Source organism: Parasaccharibacter sp. TMW 2.1884 (assembly GCF_023337695.1).
In the GTDB taxonomy this organism is placed as follows: domain Bacteria; phylum Pseudomonadota; class Alphaproteobacteria; order Acetobacterales; family Acetobacteraceae; genus Bombella; species Bombella apis.
In genome coordinates this window covers 625,334-642,346 of the sequence record NZ_QORR01000001.1, presented here as the reverse complement: position 1 = coordinate 642,346, position 17,013 = coordinate 625,334, and the positions used below count along the sequence as shown (strand labels likewise).

The window sequence follows — 17,013 nt, the reverse complement described above, 5'->3', positions numbered from 1 at the left end:
ATGGCGTCAAGCACTGTCTTCATATCCTGCGGCAATAACGGGTCACTTACGCAACTTTTTCTGGCAGTGTGGACAGAAAAACGTGGACCGACTGCTCTGTGTCATACGCTGTATGGGGATGGAATACCCTTTTGCCAGGCATGCTGGGCAGGGTTGCCCTTCCCTGCCATAGACAAGATGCAGGGTCTGGAAAGCCCCTGGCTGGCCATCAGTGTGCACATAGTCCCGCAATGTGGAGCCTCCGGCTGCAATAGCCGTCTGGAGTATCTCCACAATGAGGCTGCAGAGACGTTTTGTCTCCGCCTTGCTCAGACTGTCAGCGGCCCGTGCGGGATGGATGCGGGCCCGAAACAGGGCTTCGCAGACATAGATGTTCCCCAGTCCGACAATCCGGCGCTGGTCCAGCAGGGCATTCTTGATAGGCATCCGTGTCGTGACCAGGGTTGCCGCAAGGGTTTCTGCCGTAAACTGGTCAGAAAGAGGTTCCACTCCCAGATGGGCAAGCTGTGGCTGCTGGTGTTCCTGTTCTGTCTGGAAGAGACAGACCATGCCGAAACGTCTGGGATCCACCAGGGCGACACGATGGTCGTTGCTGGTCCACAGGACGAGATGCTCATGCTTGCGGGGTGGCAGATTCTGGCGGGCAGGGTCGATGAACAGCCTGCCGGACATGCCCAGATGTATGAGAAGGGTCCAGCCATGCTGGAAATCCATCAGAATATATTTGGCACGACGTCTCAACTGGATGATCGTTTGATGGAGGAGGATTGTGGAGAGACCTGGCGGAAAAGGCAGACGCAGGTCAGGCCGGTTGACCTCCACGCTGGACAGGCTGTGCCCCTTCAGCGAAGCCTTCATGCTCTGGAGAATGGTTTCAACTTCTGGGAGTTCTGGCATAAATATCCGCAATGAGATAACGGTGGCATATGACTGAACACCATTCTTCCCATACCTCCTCTTCTTCGTCAGCTGATTTTGAGGCTGATACGATTGATTTCGGCTACCGTGATGTGCCACGGGGCGAAAAGAAACCGCTGGTCCGACAGGTTTTTGAAAGCGTTGCTGGCAAATACGACGTCATGAATGACGCCATGTCCCTCGGTATCCATCGGGTCTGGAAGCGCATCTTCGTGACCATGCTGTCCCCGCAGCCGGGATACAGGCTGCTCGACCTTGCTGGCGGTACGGGAGACATCACTTTTGGCTGGTTGCGTCGTGGTGGTGGCCATGCCGTGCTTTCGGACATCAACGAGGCCATGCTGGAAGTTGGCCGTCAGCGGGCCATCAAGGCCGGGCTGATCGGGGAGATGGATGTCTGTGTTGCTGATGCCGAGGCACTGCCTTTTCCTGATGCTTCGATGGACAGGGTCTCCATGGCGTTCGGACTGCGCAACTGTACGGACAAGGATGCTGTCCTGCGGGAGGTCCGTCGTGTGCTGAAGCCGGGCGGGCGTTTTCTCTGCCTTGAATTTTCGAAAGTGGATGTGGCGGCCCTCTCGGCCCTTTATGATCTCTGGTCCTTTCAGGTGCTGCCCCGCATGGGGCAGATGATTGCTGGTGATGCGGAGAGCTATCAGTATCTTGCCGAAAGCATCCGCATGTTCCCGGATCAGGAAACACTGGCAGGCATGATGCGGGCGGCGGGGATGGATCGTGTATCCTATCAGAATCTTTCGGGAGGGATCGTGGCCATTCATTCTGGCTGGCGGCTTTGAGCATGGCCCGCGTCATTCTCATTCTGGGAGGTGGCATTGCTGCCTACAGGGCGCTGGATCTCGCCCGGCAGCTCCGGCATGAGGGCATGGAGGTCGTGCCCGTCATGACGGAAGCGGCGAAGCAGTTCGTGACGCCATTGTCCCTGGAAGTGTTGTGTGGCGCTCCTGTCCATGATGAGCTGTTCCGCCCCGGGCAGGAAAGTGAGATCGGTCATATCGCTCTTGCCAGGTCGGCCGACCTGGTGCTGGTCTGCCCGGCCACGGCCAATCTGATGGCTCGCATGGCACAGGGCATGGCTGATGATCTGGCCACGACCCTTCTCCTGGCAACGGCTGCTCCCATTCTTCTGGCACCGGCCATGAATCCTCACATGTGGTCCCATCCTGCCACACAGGCCAATCTTGCCCTGTTGGAGCAGCGGGGTGTCCGATGCGTTGGTCCGGCGCATGGTGCCGTGGCCTGTGGTGAAACCGGCATGGGACGTCTGGCAGAGCTGGACGAGATTCTGGCGGCAGTCCGTTCAACCCTGTCGGGGGGAACAGGCCTGAGGGGGCGCCGTATCATTGTCACGGCCGGCCCGACGGTAGAGCCGATTGACCCTGTCCGCTTCATTTCCAACCATTCATCAGGGCTTCAGGGCTATGCCATTGCAGGCGCTCTGGCGGCCAGAGGTGCCGACGTCCGGCTCGTGAGTGGTCCTGTCTTTCTGCCCACTCCACCGTCTGTCCAGCGGATTGACGTAAGGACGGCAGAAGAGATGAAGGCTGCCTGCCTTGCACAGCTTCCGGCTGATGCAGCCATCTGTGTGGCAGCTGTCAGTGACTGGCGCCCTGAGACTGTCAGCAGCCGGAAGATGAAAAAAACGGCAGAGGCTCCGCCTGTTCTTTCCCTGAGAGAGAATCCTGACATTCTGGCCACGCTGTCCCATGTTGCAAAACGTCCGGCACTGGTTGTCGGGTTTGCGGCGGAGACGGATGATCTTCAGAGTCATGCGGAGCAGAAGCGTCGCCGCAAGGGGTGTGATTGGCTTCTTGCCAATGATGTGAGCCGGCATCCGTTTGGTGGGCAGAAAAATCAGGTATTGTTCCTGACAGAGAATGGAACGGAGAGCTGGCCAGAAATGACCAAACCCGCTCTGGCAGAACAGCTTGCAGAGCGGGTGGTGGCTTTTTTCCAGAAACAGGATTAACAGTCCTCTGGCTTTAGCTGTGAGGGGATCAAGCCATGTCCGATGTCGTGAAAGTCCGTATTCTTCGCCTCCCCCATTCCGAGGGGCTGGAGCTGCCTGCCTATGGAACTGCCGGAGCTGCCGGTGTTGACTTCCAGGCGGCGGTGCAGGAGCCTCTGATACTTCGTCCGGGGGAGCGGAAACTGGTGCCGACAGGGCTGTGTGTTGCCCTGCCTGAGGGGCATGAGCTTCAGATACGTCCCCGCTCCGGGTTGGCCCTGAAGCACGGCATCATGGTGCCCAACAGTCCCGGCACCATTGATGAAGATTATCGGGGAGAAATCCGCATCATCCTCATCAATGCCGGGGCGGAAGATTTTGTCATCGAACGTGGGATGAGGATTGCCCAGGGGGTTCTGGCGCCTGTCGTGAGAATGCAGTGGCAGGAGTGCAGCAGCCTTGATACAACAGACCGAGGGCATGGGGGCTTCGGCAGTACCGGCCATTGACCGGTTTTCCAGTCCCGGCGGCTGATTTTTGAGGGGTCGGTCATGAAGATTCATTCGGCCATGGGCCAGCCATGAGACGGGATACTTGGCCCTTTGCGTACCTTTCCAGACTGGGGGAAAGAAGCAGGCACTGGCTGTTGGCTTATCAGGGAAGTGGTCTCTCCTGCTGTGTCCTGATTCTGGGGGGACTGTATGGGCTTCTGCGGGCATGTGGTCTGGTGCCCTTCCCTGTCTTCCCGTCTCCATGGGATGATATGTTCTGGACCCTGGGCAAGGGAGTGGTGGCGCTGCTTCTGGCGGCTGCGGGGCATTGTGTTCTCCTCTCCTTGGCGGCCTGTTCGACTGGCCTGCGTCGGGCGCTGGCTGGTGTGACGGCCATACTGGGAGAAATTCCCTCCCTTTGCCTTGTCGGGCTGTTCTGTATGGTCATGACGCCGTTCTGGGATGTCGTGGCGGTGGGCTGCTTCAGCCTGCTGGTCAGGAGTGTCCACGCCACCCTGAAAGCGGAAACAGGAATCCCGTCCAGTTTTCTGAAAACGGCAAGAGCCTTGCGGCTGGGGCGCTGGCAGGGTTTCTGGCGCCTTCACATCCCGTTTGCCTTCCCTGAGCTCGTACGGTCCGTTCTGAGGGACCTGCCCGATTTCTGGCTCCGTATTCTGGGAGGGGAGCTGGTTCTTGCACTGTTTCTTTCCCATACCCCTTCCGGGTTGGGGGGAGCACTTCTCTCGGCCCTGAAAACAGGCGGAGAGTTGTCCGCCTGTGGCGTACTGCTTCTCATGCTGGTGCCTGTGCTGCTGGTTCAGCATGGTCTCATTGCGCCCCTGCGCGGATACGGTCGGCATTATGCCGTCTGTGACCAGATGCAGACACAGAGGCTGGAGGAGCGTTCCGCTTCCTGGAAGAGGCGCTGCCTGCTGGGAGGGGCCGGAACCATGCTGACCATGATCCTTTCCTGGGGGTTCTGGGGCATACCGGGGCCGTTGGGAGCTCTTGTGGTAGCGGTCTGTCTGGTTGGTGGGGTCTGGGGGTGGCTGGGGGGCCTGCTGCTGGGTGCTCCTGTACAGGTGCAGAAGCGGATCCGGAAGGCCTGCTTGGTGGTAGCGCTTTTTCCTGTTTTCATGGTCTGGCTGGGACTGTCCGTACCCGTCCCTCTGAATGTCATGCCGGCTCTGGCGGTCATGGGCATCACTGGCTGGGCGTTTCTTCGGGAAGCCGACGTTGCGGGGCGTCAGTTCATCGTGATGGGGCATCATCTTCGTTTGCCCCTGTGGTCATTCTGGAAGGATGTCCGCCTGCCCCTGCTTTGCCCGCCTCTGCTGCAGGCAGCTGTCGTGGCGCTGCCTTTTTTCTGGGACAATGTCTATCTGGCCGCTCTGCTGGAAAGGAAAACGCTCCATCTGCGTATTCTTCAGGCTCACGCCTATAGTGTACAGGGCATCCTGCTGTGCCTGATGACGCTGATGGCTGTGTCTGTCCGATGGGGTATCTGCATTCCATTGCAGGAGCGCATGGCGCACCGTTATAGGATCTAGCTCATGAGTGCTATCTTACGCTTGGCCGACTGTGCACAGTTTGCACATAAATCCCGCCATCAGGACGTTCCCATTGTTGAACAGGTCAACATGGATGTTCGGGAGGGGGAAATTCTGGGGCTTGTCGGACGTTCAGGCTCGGGCAAATCCAGCCTTCTGAAGATCATGGCTGGCCTGGAACAGCCCCGAAAGGGGAAAGTGTTCTGGCGGGAAGGACGAGCTACTGCCCAGGCGCTCGAAACGGTGTCCATCATCCTTCAGGATGATGTTCTCTTTCCATGGCTGACAGTACGGGAAAATGTTCTTCTTGCTCTGGAGGCCAGACGTCAGCCCCGGGAAGAGCGGGAAAAAATTGCGGATGCCATCATCGAGGTCCTCGATATGGACGGATATGAAGGTGCCTATCCGAGAGAGCTTTCTGATGCTCTGGCAGAACGGGCCTCGCTGATCCGTGCTCTGGCACGGCAGCCTGAAATCCTTCTGCTTGATGAGCCTTTTCTCAATATCGATCATCTGAGCGCCGAAAACCTGCGAACAGACCTGATAGAACTGTGGCAGGAACATCGGCTGGGACCTTTGAAAGCCATGGTGCTGGCCACTCATGCCATTGAAGAAGCCGTGCTGATGTGTGACAGGATTTTACTGTTCTCATCGGGGCCAGGGCGTATCACGCATGAGATTGTTGTGCCCTTCCCCCATCCCCGGAATCGTCAGGACGATGATTTTCGCCATTTTGTGGACCAGATATATACATTGATGACCCTTCGGGCGCCCAGTGTTTCGGAGGCTGACCTTTCCACGCCCGATCAGGGAGAGGTTCAGGATGAAAGTGATTCCTTCATCGTGCTGCCCGACATTTCCATTGAACTTCTGGTCGGCCTCATGGAATCGCTGGAACATGCGCCCCTCTCTGGTCGGGCAGACCTGCCGGAGCTGGCCAATCAACTCCAGATGACTCTTGATGACCTTTTCCCGCTGGGTGAAACCCTGCAATTGCTGGATTTTGCAGAGCTGGAGGATGGAGACATCATGCTTACCAGCACGGGCCGTACCTTCGTGGAAGGCGATGCCGATGCGCGCCGGGACATCATGCGGACAGCCCTGCTCCATTCCGTCCCGCTGCTGAAGCTGATCCGCAGTACGCTGGATGAGCGGAGCAACCATGCCATGGATGCTGATATATTCCGCCGCAAGCTGGAAGATACCATGTCCACAACCTATGCCCGGCAGACAATGAATACAGCCATATCATGGGCCCGTTATGCCAATCTGTTTGGCTATGATGAAGAAACGGACCGTGTGCTGCTGGAATATGACGAGTGAAGGAACCTTTTTCCGCTCCTCCACTGTTTTCATGATGGAGAACTGATTATTTCAGCCGGTCCCGGTAGAGCTTGCGGGCCTTGGCAATCTTGGGGGCCACGACAGCGGCGCAATAGGCTGTTTCCGGGTTGCGGGCAAAATAATCATGATGGCTTTCTTCCGCCTCCCAGAAGTGGGCAGGTCCCTCAATGGAGGTGACAAGCGGTGCCTCCCAGATGTTCTGGGCTGCAATGTCGTCCCGGACTGTCCGGGCAACGGCCTGTTGGGCTTCATCACCAAAGATGACGGAGCGGTATTGCGTGCCTACGTCATTGCCCTGTCTGTTCAGCTGGGTCGGGTCATGGGTTGTGAAGAAAACCCGGAGAATATCTTCCAGACCAATTTCAGCAGGATTGAACACCACCCGTACTACCTCGGCATGGCCGGTCCTGCCGGTACAGACAGCTTTGTAGCTGGGATGCTCTACATGACCACCCGCGTACCCCGGTTTGGCAGAGATGATGCCCCTGAGGCCGTTGAAGATGGCTTCGACACACCAGAAGCACCCGCCCCCAAGGATGATGGATGATGTCTGTGTCATGGTTGCTCCTGTCCGTGTAAAATCGTGAGTGCCCTGCATATGGCCTTCAGCGGCCTGTATCGCTAGGGGGCAATCGCCATGCTTTTCATATCTTTCAATTTTTTTGTTTTATGTTACCGTTTCTTACTATAGAACGCCCTGAAAATATTTTTTTTGAAAGAGGTTTCCTGAATGCCTGCCTATCGTTCCCATACAAGCACCCGTGGCCGCAACATGGCAGGGGCCCGTGCGCTCTGGAGAGCGACAGGCATGAAGGATGGGGACTTCAGCAAGCCCATCATTGCCATTGCCAATTCCTATACCCAGTTCGTGCCCGGTCATGTCCATCTCAAGGACATGGGAGCTCTGGTGGCTTCGGCTGTGGAGGAAGCCGGTGGTGTGGCCAGGGAATTCAACACCATTGCCGTGGATGACGGTATCGCCATGGGGCATGGCGGGATGCTCTATTCCCTGCCCTCACGGGAACTGATTGCGGATTCCGTGGAATATATGGTCAATGCCCACTGTGCCGATGCGCTGGTCTGTATCAGCAACTGTGACAAGATTACACCGGGCATGCTCATGGCCTCGCTACGGCTGAACATCCCGACCGTTTTCGTGTCTGGCGGGCCAATGGAAGCTGGCAAGGCAGACATGGACGGCATTGAGCGGGCGGTTGATCTTGTGACCTCCATGGTGGCGGCAGCTGATGAACGTGTCAGTGATGACATCTCCGAACGTGTGGAACGATCCGCCTGTCCGACCTGCGGTTCATGCTCGGGCATGTTCACGGCCAATTCCATGAACTGTCTGACGGAGGCGCTTGGTCTTTCCCTGCCGGGCAATGGCTCTCTTCTGGCGACACATGCCAAACGTAAGGAGCTTTTTCTTGGGGCTGGCCGCCTGAGCGTAGAGCTGGCAAAGCGCTGGTATGAGGAAGGCGATGCAACGGCTCTTCCCCGTGGCATTGCTACGAAGGCGGCTTTCACCAACGCCATGACGCTGGACATTGCCATGGGGGGCTCCACCAACACGGTGCTGCATCTGTTGGCCGCAGCCCGGGAAGCCGGAGTCGATTTCACGATGAGTGATATTGATGCCCTGTCCCGGAAGGTCCCTCACCTCTGCAAGGTGTCGCCCTCCGTTGCTGATGTACATATGGAGGATGTCCACCGGGCTGGCGGGATTCCGGCCATTCTTGGAGAGCTGGATCGTGCCGGCCTGATTGATGCGGGAACGCCGACTGTGCACTCTCCTACGCTGGCGGCGTCCCTGAGGCGTTGGGACATCATGCAGAATCAGGATGAGGCGGAAGAGCTGTTCCGGGCAGCGCCTGGTGGTGTGCGGACGGTTGAGGCTTTTTCCCAGAACAGCCTGTACAGGGAGCTGGACCGGGACCGTCGGACCGGTGTTCTGCGTGACCGGAACCACGCCTTCTCGCAGGATGGCGGGCTGGCTGTTCTTTATGGAAATCTGGCGCTGGATGGCGCCATCGTCAAAACGGCAGGGGTTGCAGAACATATTCTGAAGTTCAAGGGGCGTGCCCGTGTCTTTGACAGTCAGGATGCTGCTGTGAATGCCATTCTGGGCAAGGAGATCATACCGGGTGATGTCGTGGTCATCCGGTATGAAGGGCCCAAAGGCGGACCGGGAATGCAGGAAATGCTCTACCCGACCAGCTATCTTAAATCCATGGGGCTGGGAGAATCCTGCGCACTGATTACTGATGGACGTTTTTCAGGCGGGAGTTCTGGGCTTTCTGTTGGTCACATGTCTCCGGAAGCCGCTGAAGGCGGTCTGATCGGCCTGGTGGAAGAAGGTGATGCCATTATCATCGACATTCCTGAAAGGCGTCTGCATCTGGAAGTGTCGGAGACAGAGCTTGAAGCGCGCCGTGCTGCCATGCATGGGAAGGGCTCTGCAGGCTGGCAGCCTCAGCGTGAACGTGTCGTTTCCACGGCTCTGAAGGCTTATGCGGCCATGACGACCAGTGCAGCCCATGGGGCTGTTCGGGATCTGTCCCAGATCATCGTCAAGAAGCTGTAATATCAGGGACGGCTGTCAGTACCGTCCCTCTCGATAAATCCCTTGCAATAAAAAAAGCCTGCCGTTTCAGGGCAGGCTTTTTTTTACTCTGATGGCAACGGGAAATCAGCTTATACGCCCCAGAGCTGTTTTCTGCTTGGCAAGCTCCTGCTGGAACGTCTCCAGCCGGTCACGATTTTCCTGAACAACCTCAGGCTTGGCACGGGCAACAAAGTTCTCATTGCCGAGCTTCTTTTCGACCTTGCCGATTTCCCCCTCAAGCCGTGTGATTTCCTTCTGGAGACGGGCTTTTTCCGCCTCAAGGTCGATCACACCCTCCAGCGGCAGGAAGATGGTTGCTTCATCCAGAATGAGCTGGGCAGCCATTTTCGGCGGCTCCCCTGCCAGTGGTGAAACTTCGGAGGCACGAGCCATCTGGTCGATGGCAGCCTGCCATTTACGGGCCCGTTCGAGCGTTTTTTCCGAAGCATCACGCAGCAGCAGCGGGGCTTTCTGGGATGGCGGAACATTCATTTCTGCCCGAACAGTCCGCACGTCACTGATCAACCGGATGACCCAGTTGACTTCATCCGCAGCGTCTTCAGCACCGGCAATCTGGGGAATCTCAGGCCAGCTGTCGGTCCCAAACGGTCCAGAATAACCCAGCTTCTCCCAGAGCGTGCTGGTCACGAATGGAATGACGGGGTGCATCATGCGCAGAATAATACCCAGTACATACGCACCAGCTGCCTTCAGCTCTTCTGCCTCCACACCACCGGCCCGGAAGGTCGGTTTGGAGAATTCCACGAACCAGTCACAGAAAATATTCCAGACAAAATTGTAACAGCAGCGTGTGTACTCATCAAAACGGGAGGCTTCCAGTGCCGCATCGGCTTGTGTCACGGCCTTGCGGGCTTCCTCCAGAATCCAGCGGGCCATGGTGGACTGGACTGCAGATGGAGTGAAACCGGGATTCGGTTTCACGCCATTCATCTGGAGGAACCGGGAGGCGTTCCAGAGCTTCGTGATGAAGGCTCTATGTTCTTCAACACGGGTACGGCCCAGCTTGATGTCCCGTCCCAGCCCAGCACCCGCAGCAATGGCAAGGCGGGTAGCGTCCGCCCCGTAATCGGCAATCAGATCCAGAGGATCAATACCATTGCCTCGGGACTTGGACATTTTCTGTCCCTTCTCATCCCGAACAAGGCCATGGATCAGTATTTTGCGGAAAGGAACCTTCCCCATGAAGTGAAGCCCCATCATCATCATCCGGGATACCCAGAAAAAGATGATGTCAAAGCCGGTGACCAGGGTGCTGGTTGGATAATAGAACTCCAGCTCTTCCGTCCTGTCCGGCCAGCCCAGTGTCGTGAACGGCCAGAGAGCCGAGCTGAACCATGTGTCCAGCACGTCTTCATCCTGCGTCAGGGTGATGGAAGGGCCAGCCTTCTTCTGGGCTTCTTCTTCCGTCTCTGCAACGTAGGTTTTTCCATCAGACCCATACCAGGCCGGTATCTGGTGACCCCACCAGAGCTGACGGCTGATGCACCACGGCTGAAGGTCCCTCATCCAGGCGAAGAAGGTATTCTCCCATTGTTGGGGTTCAAAGACCATTTCACCGGACTGGACAGCCTCAACGGCGGGCTGTGCCAGTCTGGGCGCATCGCAGTACCATTGCAGCGTCAGTCTCGGCTCCACAATGGCACCGCCACGTTCGGCTGTGGGTACCTGAAGCACATGGGGCTCGATTTTTTCCAGCCAGCCCATCTCTTCCAGCTTTTCAACGATCTTCTTACGGGCCTCATCACGGTGGAGACCTTCCAGAGCCTGGACGAACTCGATGTCGCTTATGCCAGCGTGGTCAGCCAGTTCGGCACGGATCTCATCCAGCCAGATGCAGGCGCTTTCATCCAGAATGGTCGGTGCTGGCAGGTCATGACGCTTTCCGACTTCGAAGTCATTGAAATCATGAGCTGGTGTGATTTTAACAGCCCCTGTTCCCTTTTCCGGGTCTGAATGTTCGTCTGCCACGACAGGGATGCGCCGCCCCGTCAGGGGAAGGATGATGGTCTGGCCAACCATGCTGGTATAGCGGTCATCTTCCGGATTGACGGCCACAGCCACGTCGCCCAGCATGGTTTCCGGTCGGGTTGTGGCAATCGTGATGGTTCCACCGTTTTCCAGAGGATAACGGATATGCCACATGGAGCCTTTTGTTTCCCTGTTCTCCACCTCCAGATCAGAAATGGCCGAGCGGAAAACAGGGTCCCAGTTGACAAGACGACGGTCCCGATAGATCAGCCCTTCTTCATGCAGCTGGACGAATACCTTGCGAACGGCGCGTGACAGACCTTCATCCATGGTGAACCGTTCACGGGTCCAGTCTGCCGAGGCACCAAGGCGGCGAAGCTGCTGGATGATGGTCCCGCCATATTCATTCTTCCAGTCCCAGACACGCTCAATGAAGCGGGGCCGACCAAGCTCTTTCCTGTTGATGCCTTCCTTGTCCAGAGCCCGTTCGACAACCATCTGCGTGGCGATACCGGCATGATCTGTACCGGGCTGCCAGAGAACATTGGCCCCTTTCTCCCTCTGCCAGCGGATAAGAATATCCTGGAGAGTGAAGGTCAGGGCGTGCCCGAGATGCAGTGTCCCCGTGACGTTGGGGGGCGGAAACATGATGGAATAAGGTGAGCCACCTTTCCCGGGGTCCGCCCTGAACGTCCCGGCATTTTCCCACAATCTGTAAAGCGTGGTTTCGTAATCGGCGGGGATGAAGGCCTTTTCCAGATCGGAAGGAATCAGAGAAGAGTGTGCATTCTGTTCGGACATGGTTTCCCGGGTCATGATGTAGCGTGTCAGAGGGTGATGTTCATATCACCGGCATGAAAACTTGCCGATAGGCAGAGGCGAAAAACCCCTCCCCCATTTATCGGCCTGGCTGGTTCACCTGATAATCCCCAACGCCCCAGAGGCGGTTTTTAACGGCATGATAATAGGCTTTTTCATCATACAGGGGGACATTCAGTTTCAGGTCCACAGCGGTGAGATGGCCCATGGCACGGGCAATGTCGTAGGAGGAGGTGACCAAGGATGTCACGCTCTGGATGAGTGCACGCTGTGACTGCAACAATGTCGCCTGCTGCTGGAGGACGGACAGGGTTGTTGCCGTGCCGACAAGAGCCTGCCTTTCGACACCGGCAAGGGCCGCCATATTGGAGGAAACGGCAATCTGGTGGCTGCGGAGCGTGTCCTTGATGGACATGTAGGTCTGCCAGCTTTCTGATGTCTGCTCCAGGGCAGACCTGCGCTGGACATCCACCTCATTGCGGGCTGCGATGGCCGTCTGGCGGGCCTGCCGGACGGCTGCATATTCACTCCCTCCCTGATAGAGGGGAATCTGGAGGTTGAGCGTGGCGTATTTGTTGTCCTGCAGGGACTGGTCCTGCCCCTGATCTTTTGAACGCTGATAAGCCACTCCGGCAGAAAGTTTGGGCATGATGGCCGACATCTGGAGGGAGATGTTGTCTTTCTGCTGTGCTTCATTGAAGAGTGCGGCGATCACGTTCGGATTGTTCCGCACGGCCTCTGCTACGGCTTCCTGTTCCGTACGGACAGGCAGGGCCAGAGGCTGTGGTGGAACGAGGTCTGGTGGGGCCGGCACACCAACGACCTGGAGATAGCTGGCCTGGGCTGCCTGCACGGCACCTTCTGTCTGATGACGTTCGGCCGTGGCTGTTGCAAGGGCACCCTGCGCCTGCGCCACGTCTGTCCGGCTCAGTTCCCCGAGGCGGAAGCGCCTGTTCGCTGCATCCAGCTGGGCCCGCAGAGCCCTCTCATTATTGATGCTGACCTGGAGGAGCTGAAGATTGGCGACCAGACGGACATAGGCATTCATGGCCCCGTAAAGGACCTCCTGCTCCGTTTCTATCAGCCGAGCTCTCTGGGCAAAAATCTGGTTGCGGGCCATATGGATGCTCGCAACCGTTTTTCCGCCCTGATAGATGGGCTGGGTCAGCGATACGGTCGTGTTGTAACCGCCACTGTTATAATGCTGGATGTTGGGCAGCCTGACAGTCTGGCCATTGATCTCGGTCTGCTGTGTGTAGCGGCTGCTGCCCTTGTAGTAGGTCAGTGACCCATTGGCCGTAATGGTTGGTCGCCACCCCGCCTCTGCTGCGGACATCTGCTCATCAACAGAGCGGAGCTGCGCCCGGGCCTCCCGAAGCTGGGGGTTCGTCAGATAGGTCAGAGCCAAGGCATCTTTCAGGGTATGAGGGACGAACTCCGGGTTGCCATTGGGATTTGTAACCGCTGTCTGGGCATGGCCATGCTGGCACAGGAGCCCGGCTCCAACACATAGGCCCAGCCCCATCTTCATCGATTTTCTAATTTTTGAAAAAAAATGGGGCGGGAGTTTCATGCTCGTTAATCTGCCGGTTTGGTCGTCTGTTTCGGAAAAGATGTGCAAGAGGGACTATAAGGGAGAATCTCACTGAAAATAAGCGAAAAATGCCCTGTATCGTTTTCTCCCTATTGACCTGTGAGTAATAATCCTTATTAAGGACACACACCTGAGGTCTGGTGGCAGAATGGCTATGCATCGGACTGCAAATCCGCGTATGTGGGTTCGATTCCCGCCCAGACCTCCATGGTGTTATCCCGATACGTCCCAGACACGTTGAGAAACAGCCATTCTCGGGGTAGCGACTATTCCGATTAGTCCCGGTGTATCCCACAATTTTGGGGGTATATCAGGGGGTAATATTTCTGGGGAATTTCCCTTTTTGATGACGGTTTTTTGTGTGGTCGCAGGCCACACAGGCGCTTCATGGAATTTCAGATTTTACCTCGTCCAAGCTGTTTCTCCCGAAACATGACGAAAAAGGGTGCGGCTTGGCAAAACATGGAGCGAATGGAACAGGGCCCTCGATCAGACCTGCATTTTTTCAGAAAATCATATCATGATGAAGGAAGGGAGCATCCTCTTTCTGGATGACTCCCTTCCCCTCATTCAGATCAAGCAGTTTCTGCCTGTTTGCTGGCTGTTTTGCTGGCATAAGCAGCGGCAGCACCGTACAGGCCAGGCTGCGGATGTGTGATGATTTTCACCGGCATTTCGCTCATCATGGTTTCGAAACGCCCCTTGGCGATGAACCGCTCAGCAAAGCCGGAATGCGGTAGAATATTTGCCAGACGCTGGCCCAGCCCACCGGCCACAACAACACCATGAGCCCCATGGGCAAGAGCCAGGTCCCCGGCAACAGCTCCGAGACTCAGGAAGAAGCGCTCCAGTGCTGCGGCGGCCAGATTGTCCGTTCCTTCCATCGCTGTGGTCCACAGGGTGCGGTTGTCCTTGATGGTGATGGGACGATCCTGAAGTTCTGCAATGACTTCATACAGGTTGGTCAGGCCCGGCCCTGAGACGATTCTCTCAACAGAAACACGACGGAAACGTTCACGAAGCGCCTGAAGGATATGATCTTCCACCGCATCCAGAGGCGAGAAGTCCATGTGCCCACCTTCCGTTGCGATCACATGATATCCATCTTCGCCACGCAGAAGGCTTGCAACCCCCAGCCCCGTACCCGGACCAAGAATGGTGATGGTCCCCTCGGAGGGAAGATCAACATCTGGACCACACAGGTGGTTCATGTATTCCGGGCCAACCTGGGCCACAGCATGACCAATCGCTCCGAAGTCGTTCACCAGAACGAAATCATCCAGCTTCAGGCGGCTGCCAAGCTGGGCCGGCTGGATGATCCACGGATTGTTGGTCATCTTGAGGACTTCGCCATTGATCGGACAGGCCACGGCAATGCCCGCTTCCCGGGGAATGGGGCGCCCCAGTGACCGGCCAAAAGCCTCCCATGCCAGCGCCAGGGAAGCGTGCTCGGCACATTTGAGTGTCGTTGCTTCCCCGAGAGACACCACCCGACCATCCTTGATTTCAGCGATGGCAAAGCGGGCATGGGTTCCGCCGATATCAACGGCAACAATTTCTTTCATACGTTTATCCCTTCAATACGCAGAGAGATGTGCTGCCCCATTTTCCCATGCCCCCTTCCTGTCTGCAAGCACCTGACCTGTAAGGTTTTCTTCAATTATTGGTGGGCAGTCTTTTCATGTTCAGGATGCTGCATGACATCCAGCCGCCGCAGGATGCGATGGGCGATAGGACGGGGAAGGACCATCTCCAGCAGACGGGTCAGCTGGAACACCCACGGGAATACGAGAACCCCCCTGCCCTGATTGATGCTGCGGGCGATTTTGCGGGCTGCTTTCTCCACCGGCACGAGGAAAGCCTGCTCACCGTCCAGCCGCTGGCTCATGGGGGTATCCACAAAACCTGGAGCGATCAGGCAGACACGGACATTATGAGGTGTCATGGCTGCCTGGAGGGCCGTGCTGAAGCGTCCCAACCCTGCTTTGGAGCCACTATAGACTGTGGCCAGCGGCAGATCATGGAAGGAAGCGACAGACCCCATCAGGGCGATGCGGCCATGACGACGGGCTGCCATGCGGTTTGCCATTTCGGTGGCCATGGCCACAGGGGTGGCAAAATTGACCATGGACATTCTGAGGGCTGTCTCTGCTGATTCAGCAAGGGCGCCATGAGGCCGGATGTCCGCCATCCCGGCTGAGAGGATCAGGATGTCGATCGGCAGCTGGTCATCGGTATAGGCAAGGGCTTTCAGGGCCTCATCGGCCTGTGTCAGGTCGATGCTGAAGATGTCCACGCTGGCACCTTTTGCACGCACTGCGGACGCCGTTTTTCCCAGCCGCTCTTCACTCCGTCCCCACAGTGTCAGATGTACGCCGGGACGGGCATAATACTCCGCCAGAGCCGCCCCGATGCCGCTGGAAGCGCCAGTTATGAGGATGTGATGCCGAGGCATCGTTGAGTTTTTTTCTGGTCTGGACATGAAGCCCCTTTCATTTTTGCCCTCTAGCGGGAAGGCTCGTGTACGAGTATAGCCATTGCTATGCAATGTGAAGCGCCAAACTCTCAATCTGCCAAGGTCGATGTTCGTCCCGTGACCACACGGGGAGATTTACGTCGTTTTATCACACTTCCGCGCCATATCTATAAAGGAATGGACGGCTTCGTCCCCCCGCTGGACATGGAGCAGAGGCACCTGCTCAGCCCCAAGGAATCCCCGGTTTTCCGCCATGCGGAGATACAGTATTTCTTGGCTTGGTGCGATGGTCGCCCCGTTGGACGAATCGCCGCGATTGTCGATCATAAGGCAATTGATCACTGGCAGGAAGTTATTGGGCAGTTTGGTGCGCTTGATGCCATTCCTGAACGGGAGATTGTCTCAGCCCTTCTACAGGCTGTTGAGGATTGGCTGAAAAAACGGCAGATTTCCAAGATACGCGGCCCAGTCACGCTGAGCGGAAATGCGGAGACCGGGACCATGGTGGAAGGGCAGCGCTCCGCCCCCATGATTGCCATTCCCTGGCACCCGAAAGGTCTGGATGCCCTCATCCGTCAATGTGGATATGAGAAGGCGCAGGACCTGCTGAGCTACCGGCTGGAGTTGGATGGAACGACGGAAGAGCGCTTCAAGGTTCCAGGCAATCTGAGACTCGGTGAAGGGCGGCTCAGCACGATTACGACCCGCAATCTTTCCAAGAAGGAAATCACTACCCAGGGAGAGGTGCTGCGGAAGCTGTATAATGATGCCTGGTCACATAAGTACAATTTTGTGCCCATGCAGGATTACGAAATGACGGCCATGATCGAGCAGATCAAGCCGCTCCTGCGCCCTGAGCATTATGTCCAGATTGATCAGAATGGCGAACCGGTTGCCATGGCCATGGTTCTTCCCAATCTCTACGACATTGCGGGGGATCTGGGAGGAGCACCATCACCTCTTGGGTGGATGCGGCTTGGCTACCGGCTGGCAACGCACCGTTTTCGGTCGGCCCGTGTGATTCTGCTGGGTGTTTCCAGCAAAATGCGCGGAACGATGCTTGGGTCGCTTCTGCCTTCTCTCGCCATTGTGGAACTGATGCGTCGTGGTCATACGCTGCCTTACAAATGGGTTGAACTTGGCTGGGTTCTGGAGAGTGATGTCGGAATGAGGAATCTGGCGGAATCTCTCGTGCCTCATCCACATAAAACACATCGTCTTTACGAAAAAAATCTTTCTGCCTGATGAGGCTGGGTGGAGG

The 17,013-nt window shown here is 56.9% G+C and carries 13 protein-coding genes and 1 tRNA gene; 8 read left to right on the top strand and 6 right to left on the bottom strand.

The window, feature by feature from the left end; genetic code table 11:
* Positions 1-42: 42 nt before the first annotated feature.
* The gene (gene mutM / locus DTI93_RS02855; RefSeq protein ID WP_249079590.1) at positions 43-897 is read right to left on the bottom strand and encodes a bifunctional DNA-formamidopyrimidine glycosylase/DNA-(apurinic or apyrimidinic site) lyase; all 855 of its coding nucleotides are present in this window, start codon (positions 895-897) and stop codon (positions 43-45) included.
* A 29-nt stretch (positions 898-926) separates the two neighbouring features.
* On the opposite strand from mutM, the gene ubiE reads away from it, so the two are divergent.
* The 5 genes from ubiE (at position 927) to DTI93_RS02830 (ending at position 6,248) form a co-directional block, all read left to right on the top strand.
* The gene (gene ubiE / locus DTI93_RS02850; protein ID WP_081563158.1) at positions 927-1,715 is read left to right on the top strand and encodes a bifunctional demethylmenaquinone methyltransferase/2-methoxy-6-polyprenyl-1,4-benzoquinol methylase UbiE; all 789 of its coding nucleotides are present in this window, start codon (positions 927-929) and stop codon (positions 1,713-1,715) included.
* 2 nt (positions 1,716-1,717) lie between these two features.
* Positions 1,718-2,905 (top strand): bifunctional phosphopantothenoylcysteine decarboxylase/phosphopantothenate--cysteine ligase CoaBC, encoded by a 1,188-nt coding sequence (gene coaBC / locus DTI93_RS02845; protein ID WP_081563157.1) that lies wholly within the window; start codon positions 1,718-1,720, stop codon positions 2,903-2,905.
* Positions 2,906-2,940: 35 nt separating this feature from the next.
* Positions 2,941-3,393: a dUTP diphosphatase gene (gene dut / locus DTI93_RS02840; RefSeq protein WP_043560125.1), complete on the top strand. Its 453-nt coding sequence runs from the start codon at positions 2,941-2,943 to the stop codon at positions 3,391-3,393.
* A gap of 254 nt (positions 3,394-3,647) precedes the next feature.
* The gene (locus DTI93_RS02835) at positions 3,648-4,925 is read left to right on the top strand and encodes a hypothetical protein (protein ID WP_143539834.1); all 1,278 of its coding nucleotides are present in this window, start codon (positions 3,648-3,650) and stop codon (positions 4,923-4,925) included.
* A gap of 3 nt (positions 4,926-4,928) precedes the next feature.
* The gene (locus DTI93_RS02830; RefSeq protein WP_081563154.1) at positions 4,929-6,248 is read left to right on the top strand and encodes an AAA-associated domain-containing protein; all 1,320 of its coding nucleotides are present in this window, start codon (positions 4,929-4,931) and stop codon (positions 6,246-6,248) included.
* A 46-nt stretch (positions 6,249-6,294) separates the two neighbouring features.
* On the opposite strand, the gene msrA is transcribed toward DTI93_RS02830, so the two are convergent.
* A complete protein-coding gene (msrA, locus tag DTI93_RS02825) occupies positions 6,295-6,828 on the bottom strand; it encodes a peptide-methionine (S)-S-oxide reductase MsrA (protein ID WP_249079588.1) in 534 nt (177 codons plus the stop codon).
* 171 nt (positions 6,829-6,999) lie between these two features.
* On the opposite strand from msrA, the gene ilvD reads away from it, so the two are divergent.
* Complete coding sequence (ilvD, locus tag DTI93_RS02820; RefSeq protein ID WP_249079586.1) at positions 7,000-8,853, top strand: dihydroxy-acid dehydratase; 1,854 nt, start codon at positions 7,000-7,002, stop codon at positions 8,851-8,853.
* Positions 8,854-8,958: 105 nt separating this feature from the next.
* Here ilvD and DTI93_RS02815 read toward each other — a convergent pair whose 3' ends face one another.
* On the bottom strand, positions 8,959-11,664 hold the full coding sequence (locus DTI93_RS02815) for a valine--tRNA ligase (protein WP_249079584.1): 2,706 nt from the start codon (positions 11,662-11,664) through the stop codon (positions 8,959-8,961).
* 97 nt (positions 11,665-11,761) lie between these two features.
* Complete coding sequence (locus DTI93_RS02810) at positions 11,762-13,213, bottom strand: TolC family outer membrane protein (protein WP_081563152.1); 1,452 nt, start codon at positions 13,211-13,213, stop codon at positions 11,762-11,764.
* A 197-nt stretch (positions 13,214-13,410) separates the two neighbouring features.
* Between DTI93_RS02810 and DTI93_RS02805 the strand changes: the two genes are divergently transcribed.
* A tRNA-Cys gene (locus DTI93_RS02805) sits at positions 13,411-13,484 on the top strand.
* A 367-nt stretch (positions 13,485-13,851) separates the two neighbouring features.
* On the opposite strand, the gene glk is transcribed toward DTI93_RS02805, so the two are convergent.
* Together glk and DTI93_RS02795 are read right to left on the bottom strand one after the other, a co-directional pair.
* Positions 13,852-14,841, bottom strand: coding sequence for a glucokinase (gene glk / locus DTI93_RS02800; RefSeq protein WP_043560138.1), 990 nt, complete (start codon positions 14,839-14,841; stop codon positions 13,852-13,854).
* A 95-nt stretch (positions 14,842-14,936) separates the two neighbouring features.
* Complete coding sequence (locus tag DTI93_RS02795; protein WP_043560141.1) at positions 14,937-15,731, bottom strand: SDR family oxidoreductase; 795 nt, start codon at positions 15,729-15,731, stop codon at positions 14,937-14,939.
* Positions 15,732-15,818: 87 nt separating this feature from the next.
* Between DTI93_RS02795 and DTI93_RS02790 the strand changes: the two genes are divergently transcribed.
* Positions 15,819-16,997, top strand: a complete 1,179-nt coding sequence (locus DTI93_RS02790; protein WP_043560144.1) for a hypothetical protein — start codon at positions 15,819-15,821, stop codon at positions 16,995-16,997.
* Positions 16,998-17,013 lie beyond the last annotated feature (16 nt).

Bases quoted from the DNA above. Each gene is read 5' to 3' on its own strand.
- DTI93_RS02810 (WP_081563152.1), bottom strand. From the start codon at position 13,213: ATGAAGATGGGGCTGGGCCTATGTGTTGGAGCCGGGCTCCTGTGCCAG.
- glk (WP_043560138.1), bottom strand. From the start codon at position 14,841: ATGAAAGAAATTGTTGCCGTTGATATCGGCGGAACCCATGCCCGCTTT.
- DTI93_RS02830 (WP_081563154.1), top strand. From the start codon at position 4,929: ATGAGTGCTATCTTACGCTTGGCCGACTGTGCACAGTTTGCACATAAA.
- DTI93_RS02835 (WP_143539834.1), top strand. From the start codon at position 3,648: ATGTTCTGGACCCTGGGCAAGGGAGTGGTGGCGCTGCTTCTGGCGGCT.
- ilvD (WP_249079586.1), top strand. From the start codon at position 7,000: ATGCCTGCCTATCGTTCCCATACAAGCACCCGTGGCCGCAACATGGCA.
- msrA (WP_249079588.1), bottom strand. From the start codon at position 6,828: ATGACACAGACATCATCCATCATCCTTGGGGGCGGGTGCTTCTGGTGT.
- DTI93_RS02815 (WP_249079584.1), bottom strand. From the start codon at position 11,664: ATGTCCGAACAGAATGCACACTCTTCTCTGATTCCTTCCGATCTGGAA.
- mutM (WP_249079590.1), bottom strand. From the start codon at position 897: ATGCCAGAACTCCCAGAAGTTGAAACCATTCTCCAGAGCATGAAGGCT.
- DTI93_RS02795 (WP_043560141.1), bottom strand. From the start codon at position 15,731: ATGCCTCGGCATCACATCCTCATAACTGGCGCTTCCAGCGGCATCGGG.
- ubiE (WP_081563158.1), top strand. From the start codon at position 927: ATGACTGAACACCATTCTTCCCATACCTCCTCTTCTTCGTCAGCTGAT.
- DTI93_RS02790 (WP_043560144.1), top strand. From the start codon at position 15,819: ATGCAATGTGAAGCGCCAAACTCTCAATCTGCCAAGGTCGATGTTCGT.
- dut (WP_043560125.1), top strand. From the start codon at position 2,941: ATGTCCGATGTCGTGAAAGTCCGTATTCTTCGCCTCCCCCATTCCGAG.
- coaBC (WP_081563157.1), top strand. From the start codon at position 1,718: ATGGCCCGCGTCATTCTCATTCTGGGAGGTGGCATTGCTGCCTACAGG.